The organism is Streptomyces sp. NPDC048462 (genome assembly GCF_043200175.1).
Lineage (GTDB): Bacteria > Actinomycetota > Actinomycetes > Streptomycetales > Streptomycetaceae > Streptomyces.
The window spans coordinates 16,636-30,309 of sequence record NZ_JBICXG010000030.1 but is presented as its reverse complement, the minus strand read 5'-3'; the positions used below and the strand labels follow the sequence as shown (position 1 = coordinate 30,309).

14 protein-coding genes and 1 pseudogene are annotated in these 13,674 nt (G+C 69.3%); 7 read left to right on the top strand and 8 right to left on the bottom strand.

Annotation, left to right across the window (positions count from 1 at the left end; all coding sequences use genetic code 11):
• Positions 1 to 81: 81 nt before the first annotated feature.
• The 3 genes from ACGFU6_RS33265 to ACGFU6_RS33255 are packed head-to-tail and all read left to right on the top strand — an operon-like array spanning position 82 to position 3,243.
• Entirely contained in the window at positions 82 to 1,233 is a 1,152-nt protein-coding gene (locus tag ACGFU6_RS33265; RefSeq protein ID WP_393616301.1) for a Gfo/Idh/MocA family protein, read from the top strand.
• Between the two features lie 37 nt (positions 1,234 to 1,270).
• The gene (locus tag ACGFU6_RS33260) at positions 1,271 to 2,416 is read left to right on the top strand and encodes a dihydrodipicolinate synthase family protein (RefSeq protein WP_393616300.1); all 1,146 of its coding nucleotides are present in this window, start codon (positions 1,271 to 1,273) and stop codon (positions 2,414 to 2,416) included.
• Positions 2,413 to 3,243: a sugar phosphate isomerase/epimerase family protein gene (locus ACGFU6_RS33255; protein ID WP_393616299.1), complete on the top strand. Its 831-nt coding sequence runs from the start codon at positions 2,413 to 2,415 to the stop codon at positions 3,241 to 3,243. The genes ACGFU6_RS33260 and ACGFU6_RS33255 overlap by 4 nt, the downstream gene beginning before the upstream one ends.
• A gap of 204 nt (positions 3,244 to 3,447) precedes the next feature.
• Here ACGFU6_RS33255 and ACGFU6_RS33250 read toward each other — a convergent pair whose 3' ends face one another.
• The 3 genes from ACGFU6_RS33250 to ACGFU6_RS33240 form a co-directional block, all read right to left on the bottom strand.
• The gene (locus ACGFU6_RS33250) at positions 3,448 to 4,962 is read right to left on the bottom strand and encodes a carotenoid oxygenase family protein (RefSeq protein ID WP_393616298.1); all 1,515 of its coding nucleotides are present in this window, start codon (positions 4,960 to 4,962) and stop codon (positions 3,448 to 3,450) included.
• Positions 4,963 to 5,099: 137 nt separating this feature from the next.
• Entirely contained in the window at positions 5,100 to 5,309 is a 210-nt protein-coding gene (locus tag ACGFU6_RS33245) for a DUF397 domain-containing protein (protein ID WP_393616297.1), read from the bottom strand.
• Entirely contained in the window at positions 5,296 to 6,120 is an 825-nt protein-coding gene (locus ACGFU6_RS33240; protein WP_393616296.1) for a Scr1 family TA system antitoxin-like transcriptional regulator, read from the bottom strand. The genes ACGFU6_RS33245 and ACGFU6_RS33240 overlap by 14 nt, the downstream gene beginning before the upstream one ends.
• Positions 6,121 to 6,266: 146 nt before the next feature.
• On the opposite strand from ACGFU6_RS33240, the gene ACGFU6_RS33235 reads away from it, so the two are divergent.
• Positions 6,267 to 6,590 (top strand): hypothetical protein, encoded by a 324-nt coding sequence (locus ACGFU6_RS33235; RefSeq protein WP_393616295.1) that lies wholly within the window; start codon positions 6,267 to 6,269, stop codon positions 6,588 to 6,590.
• Here ACGFU6_RS33235 and ACGFU6_RS33230 read toward each other — a convergent pair.
• Positions 6,543 to 6,959 carry a winged helix-turn-helix transcriptional regulator gene (locus ACGFU6_RS33230; RefSeq protein ID WP_393616294.1) on the bottom strand — a complete coding sequence of 139 codons (417 nt, stop codon included), beginning with the start codon at positions 6,957 to 6,959 and terminating at the stop codon, positions 6,543 to 6,545. The genes ACGFU6_RS33235 and ACGFU6_RS33230 overlap by 48 nt on opposite strands.
• Positions 6,960 to 7,060: 101 nt before the next feature.
• Between ACGFU6_RS33230 and ACGFU6_RS33225 the strand changes: the two genes are divergently transcribed.
• Positions 7,061 to 7,720 carry an NAD(P)-dependent oxidoreductase gene (locus ACGFU6_RS33225; protein WP_393616293.1) on the top strand — a complete coding sequence of 220 codons (660 nt, stop codon included), beginning with the start codon at positions 7,061 to 7,063 and terminating at the stop codon, positions 7,718 to 7,720.
• A 62-nt stretch (positions 7,721 to 7,782) separates the two neighbouring features.
• Here ACGFU6_RS33225 and ACGFU6_RS33220 read toward each other — a convergent pair whose 3' ends face one another.
• The 4 genes and pseudogenes from ACGFU6_RS33220 to ACGFU6_RS33205 all read right to left on the bottom strand — a co-directional run bounded on the left by ACGFU6_RS33220 (position 7,783) and on the right by ACGFU6_RS33205 (position 9,593).
• Entirely contained in the window at positions 7,783 to 8,706 is a 924-nt protein-coding gene (locus ACGFU6_RS33220) for a tetratricopeptide repeat protein (protein ID WP_393616292.1), read from the bottom strand.
• 109 nt (positions 8,707 to 8,815) lie between these two features.
• Positions 8,816 to 8,896 (bottom strand): annotated as a pseudogene (locus tag ACGFU6_RS33215) (methyltransferase domain-containing protein); the annotation flags it as partial.
• 167 nt (positions 8,897 to 9,063) lie between these two features.
• On the bottom strand, positions 9,064 to 9,321 hold the full coding sequence (locus ACGFU6_RS33210) for a Txe/YoeB family addiction module toxin (protein WP_393616291.1): 258 nt from the start codon (positions 9,319 to 9,321) through the stop codon (positions 9,064 to 9,066).
• Positions 9,318 to 9,593: a type II toxin-antitoxin system Phd/YefM family antitoxin gene (locus ACGFU6_RS33205; RefSeq protein ID WP_393616290.1), complete on the bottom strand. Its 276-nt coding sequence runs from the start codon at positions 9,591 to 9,593 to the stop codon at positions 9,318 to 9,320. Before ACGFU6_RS33205 ends, ACGFU6_RS33210 begins: the two co-directional genes overlap by 4 nt.
• A 121-nt stretch (positions 9,594 to 9,714) precedes the next feature.
• Between ACGFU6_RS33205 and ACGFU6_RS33200 the strand changes: the two genes are divergently transcribed.
• Positions 9,715 to 12,024, top strand: a complete 2,310-nt coding sequence (locus ACGFU6_RS33200; RefSeq protein WP_393616349.1) for an ATP-dependent RecD-like DNA helicase — start codon at positions 9,715 to 9,717, stop codon at positions 12,022 to 12,024.
• Between the two features lie 129 nt (positions 12,025 to 12,153).
• Positions 12,154 to 13,443, top strand: coding sequence for a citrate synthase (locus ACGFU6_RS33195; protein ID WP_123525920.1), 1,290 nt, complete (start codon positions 12,154 to 12,156; stop codon positions 13,441 to 13,443).
• Positions 13,444 to 13,674 lie beyond the last annotated feature (231 nt).

The following is a 13,674-nucleotide window of genomic DNA, read 5'->3' as shown; positions in this document are numbered from 1 at the left end:
CCCTCTTGTCCGGGCCGCTGTCGGCAGGCTAGCGTCATCCTTGATAGAAAGCGCTTGCTACCGCTGTATGGAGGATCTTTCGTGACACGCAGGACAGTGCGCATCGCCATGAACGGCGTCACGGGTCGCATGGGATACCGGCAGCACCTGGTGCGCTCGGTCCTCGCGATCCGCGAGCAGGGCGGCCTCGACCTCGGCAACGGCGACGTGCTGTGGCCCGAGCCGGTCCTCGTCGGCCGCCGGGCCCATGCGCTGGAGGCGCTCGCCGAGCAGCACGGCCTGACCGAGTGGTCCACCGACCTCGACGCGGTCCTCGCGGACGAGACCATCGACATCTACTTCGACGCCCAGGTCACCTCGGCCCGGGTCGACGCGATCAAGAAGGCCATCGCGGCGGGCAAGCACATCTACACCGAGAAGCCCACCGCCACCGACGTGGCGGGCGCCCTGGAGCTGGCCCGCCTCGCCCGCGCCGCCGGGATCAAGCACGGCGTCGTCCAGGACAAGATCTTCCTGCCGGGCCTGCTGAAGCTGAAGCGCCTCATCGACGGCGGTTTCTTCGGCGAGATCCTCTCCATCCGCGGCGAGTTCGGCTACTGGGTCTTCGAGGGCGACTGGCAGGAGGCGCAGCGCCCCTCCTGGAACTACCGCTCCGAGGACGGCGGCGGCATCGTCGTCGACATGTTCCCGCACTGGGAGTACGTGCTCCACGAGCTGTTCGGCCGTGTCACCACCGTCCAGGCCCATGTCCAGACGCACATTCCCGAGCGCTGGGACGAGCACGGCAAGCCGTACGCCGCGACCGCCGACGACGCCGCGTACGGGATCTTCCAGCTGGAGGGCGGCGCCGTCGCGCAGATCAACTCCTCCTGGACGGTCCGCGTCAACCGCGACGAGCTGGTCGAGTTCCAGGTCGACGGCACCCACGGCTCCGCCGTCGCCGGGCTGCGCAACTGCCGCGTCCAGCACCGATCGGCCACTCCCAAGCCGGTCTGGAACCCGGACCTCCCGGCCACCGAGTCCTTCCGCGACCAGTGGCAGGAAGTCCCCGACAACGCCGTCTTCGACAACGGCTTCAAGGCCCAGTGGGAGCTGTTCCTCCGTCACATCGTGCTGGACGAGCCCTACACCTGGGACCTGATGGCCGGCGCCCGAGGCGTCCAGCTCGCCGAGCTCGGCCTCAGGTCCTCCGCCGACGGCCGCCGCTTCGACGTCCCGGAACTGACCCTGTGATCACCCACTGCCCGCAGTGCGCACCGGAGTTGACCCAGTGACCATTCACCTCCCGCAGGGCCCGTACGAGCCCCGCGCCACCCCGCTCGACCTCGCCCCCGGCGGGGCGCCCCTGACCTCCCGCACGGTCTTCTCCGCCGCCCACGTGGTCGCCGACCCCTACGCGGACGCCGGCCCCGACTCCCCGGCGGCCGTCGACTGGGACGCCACCCTCGCCTTCCGCCGCCACCTCTGGTCGCACGGCCTCGGGGTCGCGGAGGCCATGGACACCGCCCAGCGCGGCATGGGCCTGGACTGGGCGGGCGCCGCCGAACTGATCACCCGCTCGGCCGCCGAGGCCAGGTCCGTCGGCGGCGCGATCGCGTGCGGCGTCGGCACCGACCAGCTCCCGCCGGGCCCCGCCTCGCTGGCCGAGGTCCGGTCCGCGTACGAGGAACAGCTCGCCCTGGTCGAGGGGAGCGGGGCGCAGGCCATCCTGATGGCCTCCCGCGCACTCGCCGCCGCGGCGAACGGCCCGCAGGACTACCTGGAGACGTACGCGCACCTGCTGCGCCAGGCCACCGAACCGGTCGTGCTGCACTGGCTCGGCCCGATGTTCGACCCGGCGCTGGACGGCTACTGGGGCTCCGCCGACCTCGACGAGGCGACGGACACCTTCCTCCAGGTCATCGCGGAACACCCGGACAAGGTCGACGGCATCAAGATCTCCCTCCTCGACGCGGAGCGCGAGATCGACGTGCGCCGCCGCCTGCCCGGCGGGGTGCGCTGCTACACGGGCGACGACTTCAACTACCCCGAGCTGATCGCGGGCGACGACCGGGGCTTCAGCCACGCGCTGCTCGGCATCTTCGACCCGCTCGGCCCGCTCGCCGCCCACGCGGTCCGGGTCCTGGACACCGGTGACGCCAAGGGGTTCCGCGAACTTCTCGACCCGACCGTCGAGTTGTCCCGTCACCTCTTCCAGGCACCGACCCGCTACTACAAGACGGGCGTGGTCTTCCTCGCCTGGCTGGCCGGTCACCAGGACCACTTCACGATGGTGGGCGGCCTGCAGTCGGCCCGCTCGCTGCCGCATCTGGCGAAGGCCTACGAACTGGCCGACCGGCTGGGCCTGTTCCCCGATCCCGAGCTGGCCGAATCCCGGATGCGTGCCCTGCTCAAGGTCAACGGAGGTGTCCGGTGACGGACCTGTCGCGTCTGAGCATCAACCAGGAGACCATCAAGCAGTGGTCGCTGCCGGAGCTGACCGAGGGCTGCGTGAAGGCCGGCATCGACAAGGTCGGTCTGTGGCGGGCCCCGGTCCAGGAGTACGGCGTCGAGCGCACGGCCCGGCTCCTCAACGACGCGGGTCTGTCCGTCACCAGCCTCTGCCGGGGCGGCTTCCTCACCGCCACCGACCCGGCCGAGCGCACCCGCGCCCTGGACGACAACCGCGCGGCGCTCGACGAGGCGGCGGGGCTGTCCACGGACACCTTGGTGCTGGTCTCGGGCGGCCTCCCGGCCGGCAGCAAAGACCTGTACGGCGCCCGCGAACGAATCGCGGACGCGCTGGCCGAACTGGCCCCGTACGCGGCGGAACGCAACGTCCGCCTGGCGATCGAGCCGCTGCACCCGATGTTCGCCTCGGACCGCTGCGTGGTGTCCACCCTGTCCCAGGCCCTGGACCTCGCGGAGCGTTTCCCGGCCGAGCAGGTCGGGGTCGTCGTCGACACGTACCACCTCTGGTGGGACGACCAGGCGCCGGCGCAGATCGCCCGCGCGGGCGCGGGCGGCCGCATCCACTCCTTCCAGCTCGCCGACTGGATCACCCCGCTCCCGGCGGGTGTGCTGGTCGGCCGGGGGCAACTGGGCGACGGCTGCGTGGACTTCCGTTCCTTCCGCACGGCGGTGGAGGCCACCGGCTTCGACGGGCCGATCGAGGTGGAGATCTTCAACGAGGAGCTGTGGGCGCGCGACGGCTCCGAGGTGCTGGCCGAGGTGGCCGCCCGCTATCTGGAGCACGCCTGCTGAACTGCCGAAATCGCCTCGGAGGCAAATAGATCGCCGAGGCGTACAACCCTTCGGCCCTCCGGCGGGTCATATCTGCCGTCGGACGCTTCCGGGGAGGGATCCGGGGGGATTGGGGAGCTCCGGCGAGGGGGAAAACGAGTGGGGTCCGGTCGAGAGACCGGGCCCCGTTTCGTATGGGCCCCTGCCCCTGCGAGTCCTGCCGGGTCAGGCGTCCGGAATCCAGCTCCCGTGAAAGCCGAGCGGCACCCGTCCCGGCAGCTCGATCCGGGCGACCGGCTCGCCGGTGAAGTCCTGGGCGGCGAGGATCAGCAGGTCCGACGCCCCACGGTCCGGATTGTGCACGTACGCGATCGCGTATCCGTCGTCCTCCGCCGCCTTCCGGGCGCACGGGTCGGACGGCACGAACACCGCCTCGCCGGCCGCCGCGTCCCGGGGCAGCCGGTGGACCTGCGCGGTGCCGCGCAACAGGTCGTGCTTGTAGAGCGCGTTGCCGAACGCCCGGTCGGGCGGATCGCCGCCGTCGGCCGTGAGATAGGCCAGCGTCATCTCTCCGGCCGCCGCCGAGTAGCCGTAGCGGTGCCGGCGCGAGACCAGCGCCTCGTTGACGCGCGGGAACTCCTGCGGCCGGTCGTCGATGGTCCGCGTCCGGACCCGGCCGTGGCCGAGGCCGATCGTCCACCGTTCGAGCCGCCCGGTGCCTGTCGCGTACGGCCCGCCCGAGCCGTTACCGGCGACGAGGAAGGGCGCCGGGAGGGTGGTCAGGTCGATGACGAGGTCCGCCCCCTCCTCGTACGCGTTCAGGGTGTGCGAGTAGTAGACCGGTTCGACGTCGAACCACCGGACCGCCCCGCCCGCACGCGGCAGGACCCCGACCCGCGCCGGGTGACTCCGGTTCCAGACGTACGGCACCAGGTCGCCGCGTTCCGCCCCCGCCGGGTCGAAGGTGACCGGCATGTCGAAGACCACCACGTAGTTCTCGGTCAGCGCGAAGTCGTGGATCATCGGCGCGTCCGCCACCGGAATCCGCGTGGTGCGCGAGACCCGCCCGGACGGATCCACGACCAGATGCCGTACGTGGTCCCAGGTGGGGTAGTACGTGATCGCGTGCAGTTCACCGGCGTGCGCGTCGAACTTGGTGTGGGCGGTGAACGCCCCCTCCAGCGTCCCCCGGAAGTCATGGGTGCCCACGGTGTTCAGCTCGCCGTCCAGCACGTACGGCCTCGGCCCGCCCTCCTGGAGCGCGAGAATCCGCCCCCGGTAGGGGATGACATGGGTGTTGCAGGGGAAGTCGTCCGGCGGCACTGGCCCCGGGTACGGCTCCCCGAGCTGCCGCGCGACCTGCGAGGAGCGCACCCACCGGTTGCGGTACCACTCGGCGCGCCCGTCGCGCAGCCGTACCCCGTGCACCATGCCGGCGCCGAGCATCCAGTGATGGGCACGCGGGTCCTCCAGGCCGAGCACGTTGGGCCCGTTGCGCAGGTAGCGCCCGTTCAGCTCGCGCGGGATGCGCCCGGTGACCGGCAGGTCGAACGCGGTCAGCTCCTCGGTGACCGGCTCGAACGCCCCCTCCAGGAACGGGAAGTGCCGCGTACCCGAAGCCCCTTGGGACTCCGCGGCGGCGGCCTCCCGCTGCGGACCGGGGCCGGCGGCGACGAGCCCGCCCGCAGCGGCCAGCGCCGCGGCCCCGCGCAGGACGTCGCGTCGTGTGTGTCGCGTCATGTGCCTGACTCCTGACCGGTGTTGTCGTGGATCCCGGTCATGAGTCTGCGGCGGCGAACGCCCCGGCGGAGGAGGGCTGGACACCGTCCTGGGGTGGCGCCAGGCCCCCGGATTCCTACGTGGGCCAGGGCCAGGGTTCAGTCCGTGAACCGGTCTTCCTTGACCGCCACGATGAAGGAGGCCCAGCCGTCTGCGGAGAAGACGACGGCGGGCCCGGCCGGACCCGCCTTGCTGTCGCGTACGGGGACGGAGGCGTAACCGCCCGCGACTTCAAGGCACTCGCCCTGATTGGCGCCGCTGTAGCTGGACTTGTACCAGCCGGTGAAGCTGTGCTCAGCGTTGTGCATGTTCGTGTTCCTCCGAGATGGCTCTGACCAGAGCCACTGAATCCAGATGCGAGATTGCGTCGCCCAGGGCGAGAGCGTAGTCCGTGCCACAGGCGGCAACCAGGGCCGGATCATCGAGCAGGTTGCCGGTGTAGAGGCCTTCCACGTAGGCGACCGGTGCCGCGTCCTTGAAGTTCAACAGGTAGAGCATGCCTTCCAGTAAGGCGTGTGCGCCGGTCTCGAAGGTCAGTACGTGGAGACGGAGGCGCCCGCTTTCGGCCATGTCCGCGATCTTGCGCAGTTGTTCCGCCATCACCTGCGGCCCGCCGATGCGGCGTCTGAGTACCGCTTCGTCGAGCAGCGTCCACGCGATGGGACCGGTGGGCTCCTGGAGCAGGCGTCCGCGCTCCATGCGATTCGTCACCGCTCTGTCCAGGTCTTCCTGGGTGAAGTTCGTGCGAGCAGACCGGAACACGGCACGGGCGTACTCAGGGGTCTGGAGAAGTCCGGGGACGAGCTGGGCGCCGTACTGCCTGATCTCCGAAGCCTCCTGTTCCAGCTCGGCCGCAGCGGCGAAGTAGTCGGCGTACTTGGACTCCAGGTCCTCCAGCCACCTGACGAAGAAGCCGTCAGTGTTCAGTGCGATGTCGATGCGCCGGGCATCGTCCGGCTTCGGTAACCGCCGCCCCGCCTCATAGTGGCTGATCAACGTGGGGGAACAGACCACCTGTTCACTCAGGGCCTCCTGCGTCAGCCCGGCGGCGATCCGTCGTAACCTCAGTTCCTCCCCGTACTTTTCCCGTGGCGTACGTGGCTTTCGGTTGATCTCCATGCGGCCTCGACTCCCTGACCTGACCTGCGCACTGTCATCCCGCAACCCCTGGCAGCGTAGCCACTCACGACCCCACTCTGTGATGGGTTCGCTACAGAACGCAGTGAACGCGTCATCGGGATCGGAATCGGGAGAAGAAGGCCGACATGGAGCACAACGGGCGCGAGGCCGCCGGGATCAGGCAGCTGCCCTGGACGGGGCAGGACGGCAAGCCGTGTTACGTCATCGGGGACGGCGACGGGTACGTGTCGCGGATGGCGGACGGCATCGAGAACATTCAGCTCGGCATGGCGGGTGATCTGATCGGGCACGCCACCGAACTTCTGGCGGACCGGAAGGTCACCGGGACGGAACTCCACTTCCTCGCCGGCCGGTTGACCGAGTCGCTGCGGACGGTCAAGCGAGTCGCGGAGAGCCGGGGCTCACGGCTGGGCGTGGCGGTGGCCGACCCTGGCATCGACGACTGGTGAGCCGGCGGAGCCGTGGGCGTCCCGGGCATCAAGGAGCGTCGGCAGATGCTCCGCCGCCCAGGCGCAGCAGGCGGCCATGGGGGCGAGCAGAGTGCGGCCGAGCGGGGTCAGTTCGTAGGTGACCGGGGCCGGGGCGGGGGCGCCCGTGTGGACGGTGCGGGTGATCAGCGCGTCCCGCTCCATCGCGCGCAGGGTCTCGGTGAGGACCTTGGGGGTGATGGAGCGCAGCGGGATCTCCAGCTCGGAGAAACGGCGCGGGCCCGGCTCCAGGCATCTGATGATCTGCGCGGTCCATTTGCCGCCGATCCGGAACGGCGAAGCCGTGTGGGAGCACCCGGTGAACATTTCGGGATCAAGTGGTTGGCTCACCCTGGCCAGCGTACGTAACTATCGTTGCGGAAACCATGGGGTGCGGGGCTAGCGTCCGCTGCATCGGCCGGCCGTCCGCCGGCCCTGTGGAGGGGACGCTCATGAGCGGCAGCAGCATCAGCATCGTCATCTTCGGAGCGGGTGGGCGCGCCGGCCGCCGTGCGGTGGCCGAGGCCGTGTCCCGTGGGCATCAGGTCACGGCGGTGGTGCGGAACTCGGCGTCGTACCAGGATCTGGCGGGGGCGGGCGTGAGCGTGGTCTCGGGGGACGTCACCGACGCGGAGAGCGTCGCGGCGGTCGCCGCCGGGCACGATGCGGCGATCAGCGCGGCGGGCCGGATGGACATGGACTCGTCGGAGTTCTACGTGGGCGCTGCGCACGCCCTGCTGGACGGCCTTGACCGGGCCGGGGTCGGCCGCCTGGTGCTGGTAGGGATCGGCAGCACGCTGGAGACGGCGCCGGGTGTGATGGTCCATGACGCGCCCGGATTTCCCGAGGCGGCCCGGAAGTTCTCCCTCGGGCACGCCGCCGAACTCGACGTGCTCCGCGCCGCCGGTACCGGGATCGACTGGCTGGTGATCGCCCCGCCGCCCGTGGTCCTGGACAACGAAGCGGCCCGGACCGGCCGGTACCGGATGGGCGGCGAGCAGGTGATGGCCGACGGTGCCCCGTCCTTCTCCTACGCGGACCTCGCGGTCGCCCTGATCGACGAGATCGAGACCCCGAAGCACCACCGCTCCCTCACGGCAGTGGCGGGCTGACCGCCGGGTTGGGGCGCCGCTCCCGTTCCGGCGTGGTCGAGTTGGCAATCAACAGCGCGCGCTTATGGACGAGTGCCGTCTGTATGTTCGAGCAACGTTCGGGCTTCGACGGTGCGGCGGTGGTCAGGGCCGAACGAGGCCAGGCAGGCATCGTGAGCGGCTGTGGCCTGACGGCGGGCGTCGGGAGCGCGACACAGTCCCAACAGGGCAGTGGCGAAAACCAGTTCAACGGCGCCCACATCCGGGTGGCGCTGGTGCTCGGGCAGTGAGCGGTACAGCTTGTCGGCACGGCGTGCCTCGGTGAGGGCCTCTTCGTAGCGGGACTGACCGTTGAGGCTGCGAGCCAGGCCGAGTCGCAGGACGAGAGCACCCCGGTCTCGTTCGGGATAGGCGGCCAGGGACTCGCGGGCGAGTGCCTCGGCCTCCTGGTGACGTCCCTGTGCGTTGAGGGCGAAGGCCAGCCCATTGCGGGCGGCCGCTGCCAGTTGTGACCATTCCGGCCCGGTACCGCGGCCGGCGGTCTCGATGACGGCCCTGCATTCCGCCTCGCACTCGGCGTGCTGTCCGAGCGAGATTCTTTGCTGGGCGCGGTCCGAGCGCAGCTTCAGGGTCAGCCAGTGATCGGCTCCGAATGTCCGGCTGAAGGCCGCCAGCGCTTCGTCGTAGGTGGCGAGTGACTCGGCGTGGCGGCCCTGGGCGCCCGTCGCGAGCGCGGCGATGTTCAGCGCCACCGCCGCGTACTCGTCGTTGTGCGGCCGCGACCGGGCCACTGCGCGGGACGCGGCCTCCGCCTCGGCGTAGCGCCGCGCTTCGTAGAGGGCTTTGGCCTCGTCGACAGGCGTCCCCGTTATTCGTTCGGTGTCGCTTCGGCCGCGCGGCCGGAAGAATCTCATGGCCGGGAGCATACGGATGCCGCGTAGACTGCTCGGCATCCGCATGCTCCCGGCCTGCGGATCGGCTATCGCCGGGCCGATGTTCGCCGTCATGGTCACGTGATGGACCTGGAGCGGCAGCACCGCGGCGGTGTCCCTCGTCGACCCACCGGACCCGGTCGGCCCCTGGTTTGGCCCGAGCCACGTCGACGGAGGCACGGGCGGGATCGACCCCGACGACCTCGGTCCCCCGCTCGGCCGGCAGCAACGCGAACGTCCCTGTCCCACAACCGATGTCCAGCACGCCGCGCGCCCGAAATCCTCGGCGATCCTGAGGTAGGCGTCGAGGTCACTGCGGTCCGGGGCGAGTAGGTCGTAGAGGGCTGCGAGCCGGGAGTCTTCGTAGCACGCGTCAGCCATTCGGCAGAAGCCGCGCGGGGCGCCGCCGCTCCGGGGGCCGTGCGGCCGAGGTCAGTTGTAGTGGTATCGGGCTTGCACGATGACGAGTTCGGACTCGGTGGCTCTGTACACCAGCCGGTGCTCGTCATCGATGCGCCGTGACCAGTAGCCGCTGAGATCGCCGCGCAGCGGCTCAGGCTTTCCGATGCCGACGAAGGGTTCGCGCAGGGTGTCGTTGATCAGCTTGTTGATACGCCGCGTCATTGTCCGGGCGCTCTCCGACCAGAAGGTGTAGTCGTCCCAGCCGCGCGAGGTGAACGCGAGTTTCACGCCCCGTCCTCGCGGTCGGCGTCCGGGAGGTCGACCAGTTCGCGGTACTCCGTCGTGCCTGCCTCGGCCTCGGCGATGGAATCCAGGAGGCGGCGCGCATTGGCGGGCGAACGCGTCAGATAGATCGTTTCCTGCCAGGAGGCGAAGTCCTCCTCGGACATCAGGACCGCGTTTCCCTTGCGGGAGGTGATGTGCACGGGGGCGTGGTCCTCGTTGACCTTCTCGATCAGAGGGAAGAGATGCTTCCGAGCCTCGCTGGCCGTTATCGACATGGCTGCCCTCTTCTCCGCGACTATTCTGGTACCAGTCATGGTACGAGTTGGAGGTCCGGGTCTCTTCGTCACGCCTTCTGCGCTGTCCGTGGCACCCGATACCGTCACGGGCATGTCCACCATGTCCTCCACGCCCCACATGGCCGTCCTCGAAGGGGTCCTTGAGCGGATCACCTACGCCAACGAGGAGAACGGGTACACGGTCGCCCGCGTCGACACCGGGCGCGGCGCCAACGATCTGCTCACCGTGGTCGGCTCGCTGCTCGGTGCGCAGCCGGGCGAGTCGCTGCGGATGGAGGGGCGTTGGGGCTCGCACTCGCAATATGGCAAGCAGTTCACCGTCGAGAACTACACGACGATCCTCCCGGCCACGATCCAGGGCATCCGCCGCTACCTCGGCTCCGGTCTGATCAAGGGCATCGGCCCCGTCATGGCCGACCGGATCACCACCCACTTCGGCGTCGACACCCTCGACATCATCGAGCAGCAGCCGAAGCGGCTCGTGGAGGTGCCGGGGCTCGGGCCGAAGCGGACGAAGATGATCGCCGCGGCCTGGGAGGAGCAGAAGGCGATCAAGGAGGTCATGGTCTTCCTCCAAGGCGTCGGGGTCTCGACGTCGATCGCCGTCCGTATCTACAAGAAGTACGACGACGCCTCCATCTCCGTCGTGAAGAACGAGCCCTACCGGCTGGCCGCCGACGTCTGGGGCATCGGCTTCCTCACCGCCGACAAGATCGCCCAGGCGGTCGGCATCCCGCACGACAGCCCGGAGCGGGTCAAGGCCGGGCTCCAGTACGCGCTGTCGCAGTCCACCGACCAGGGCCACTGCTACCTGCCCGAGGAGCGGCTGATCGCGGACGCGGTGAAGCTGCTCCAGGTGGACACCGGGCTGGTGATCGAGTGTCTCGCCGAACTGGCCGAGGACCCGGAGGGCGTCGTACGGGAGAAGGTGCCCTCGCCCGAGGGCGGTGAGCCGGTCACCGCCGTGTACCTGGTGCCCTTCCACCGGGCCGAGATCGCGCTCGCCGCCCAGGTGCGGCGGCTGCTGCGGACGCCGGAGGAGCGGATGCCGGCCTTCGGGGGCGTGGACTGGGACAAGGCCCTGAAGTGGCTCGCGGGCCGTACCGGTGCGACCCTGGCGCCCGAGCAGGAGGCCGCCGTGCGGCTCGCGCTCAGCCGGAAGGTCGCCGTGCTGACGGGCGGGCCCGGCTGCGGGAAGTCGTTCACCGTGCGGTCCATCGTGGAGCTGGCGCGCGCCAAGAAGGCCAAGGTGGTGCTGGCCGCGCCCACCGGGCGGGCGGCCAAGCGGCTCTCGGAGCTGACGGGGGCCGAGGCCTCCACCGTGCACCGGCTGCTCGAACTGAAGCCGGGCGGCGACGCCGCGTACGACCGGGACCGCCCGCTGGACGCCGATCTGGTGGTCGTGGACGAGGCGTCGATGCTCGATCTGCTGCTCGCCAACAAGCTCGTGAAGGCGGTGGCACCCGGTGCCCACCTGCTGCTCGTCGGGGACGTCGACCAGCTGCCGTCGGTCGGCGCGGGGGAGGTGCTGCGCGATCTGCTGGCCGACGGCGGACCCGTCCCGGCGGTCCGGCTGACCACCATCTTCCGCCAGGCTCAGAAGTCCGGCGTCGTCACCAACGCCCACCGGATCAACTCCGGTGTCCCGCCGATCACCCAGGGGCTGAGCGACTTCTTCCTCTTCGTGGAGGACGAGACGGAGGACGCAGGGGTGCTCGCCGTCGATGTCGCGGCCCGCCGCATCCCCGCCAAGTTCGGCCTGAACCCCCGCCGTGACGTGCAGGTACTCGCTCCGATGCACCGGGGCCCGGCCGGTGCCGGTCATCTCAACGGGCTGCTCCAGCAGGCCATCACCCCCGCCCGTCCCGACCTGCCCGAGAAGCGGTTCGGCGGCCGGGTCTTCCGCGTCGGGGACAAGGTCACCCAGATCCGTAACAACTACGACAAGGGTGAGAACGGCGTCTTCAACGGCACCGTCGGCGTGGTCACCGCCCTCGACCTGGACGAGCAGAAGCTGACGGTCCTCACGGACGAGGACGAGGAGATCGGCTACGACTTCGACGAGCTGGACGAGCTGTCCCACGCCTACGCCATGACGATCCACCGCTCCCAGGGCAGTGAGTACCCGGCCGTCGTCATTCCGGTGACCCGGAGCGCTTGGATGATGCTCCAGCGGAACCTGCTCTACACGGCTGTGACGAGGGCGAAGAAGCTTGTCGTGCTGGTCGGCTCGCGGCAGGCGATCGGGCAGGCGGTCCGCACGGTTTCCGCAGGCAGACGTTGCACGGCGCTGGATTACCGGCTGCGGGGAGGTGTGGAAGGAGGATCTGCCGAAAAAATGATCGATCAAATCGGTGGGAAACATCACGGAGGTCTTCCGGAACCGCAGTCAAGGGGGCAGGATGAATAAGTTCGCGGCACTCAGTGCCGCGAGTAGGTCCAATGGACGACCCCGAGTGCACTCTCCTGAGCCAAATGGGGGAGGGTGGAGACAGTCAGGGAACCTCGAAGAAGAGGCACTACGTCGGTGAGGGATGACGTGAGCGACAACTCTGTAGTACTGCGGTACGGCGATGACGAGTACACCTACCCGGTGATCGACAGCACCGTCGGCGACAAGGGCTTCGACATCGGGAAGCTCCGGGCGAACACCGGCCTGGTGACGCTGGACAGCGGATACGGCAACACCGCTGCGTATAAATCCGCCATCACCTACCTCGATGGCGAGCAGGGCATCCTGCGGTACCGCGGCTACCCGATCGAGCAGCTCGCCGAGCAATCGACGTTCCTCGAGGTCGCGTACACGCTCATCAACGGTGAGCTTCCGAAGGTCGACGAGCTTTCGACCTTCAAGAACGAGATCACGCAGCACACGCTGCTGCACGAGGACGTCAAGCGGTTCTTTGACGGCTTCCCGCGTGACGCCCACCCGATGGCCATGCTGTCCTCGGTCGTCAGCGCGCTGTCCACGTTCTACCAGGACAGCCACAACCCGTTCGACGAGGAGCAGCGTCACCTCTCGACGATCCGGCTGCTGGCCAAGCTGCCGACCATCGCGGCGTACGCGTACAAGAAGTCGATCGGTCACCCGTTCGTCTACCCGCGCAACGACCTCGGTTACGTCGAGAACTTCCTGCGCATGACCTTCTCGGTCCCCGCCCAGGAGTACGTGCCGGACCCGGTCGTCGTCTCGGCGCTGGAGAAGCTGCTCATCCTGCACGCGGACCACGAGCAGAACTGTTCGACCTCCACCGTGCGTCTGGTCGGCTCCTCGCAGGCGAACATGTTCGCCTCGATCTCCGCCGGTATCTCGGCGCTGTGGGGCCCCCTGCACGGTGGCGCCAACCAGTCGGTGCTGGAGATGCTCGAGGGCATCCAGGCCAACGGTGGCGACGTCGACTCCTTCATCAGCAAGGTGAAGAACAAGGAGGACGGCGTCCGCCTGATGGGCTTCGGCCACCGGGTGTACAAGTCCTTCGACCCGCGCGCCAAGATCATCAAGGCTGCGGCCCACGATGTGCTGTCCTCGCTCGGCAAGTCCGACGAGCTGCTCGACATCGCGCTCAAGCTGGAGGAGCACGCGCTCTCCGACGAGTACTTCGTCTCGCGCAACCTCTACCCCAACGTGGACTTCTACACCGGTCTGATCTACCGGGCCATGGGCTTCCCGAGCGAGATGTTCACCGTGCTCTTCGCGATCGGCCGGCTTCCGGGCTGGATCGCCCAGTGGCACGAGATGATCAAGGAGCCGGGTTCCCGCATCGGCCGCCCGCGCCAGATCTACACCGGCGAGGTCCTGCGCGACTTCGTCCCGGTCGAGGGTCGCTGAACCCCGTACCACCCCGCCTGACCCCTGCCCCACCCCCGGCCCTCCCGGCCGGTTGCCTTCGCCCCGACTGCCGCGCTTTCGCACAGAGCGCGGTGTCCGGGGCGATTTGCTTGCCCGGACGCGTTCCGCACGTGGCGTGCCATGTTCCGTGCGGGGCGTGCCGTGTTCCGTGCGGGGCGTGCCCGGACATGCGAGAAGCGCCCCGCCATCGATCCCCCCACGGGCCGACAA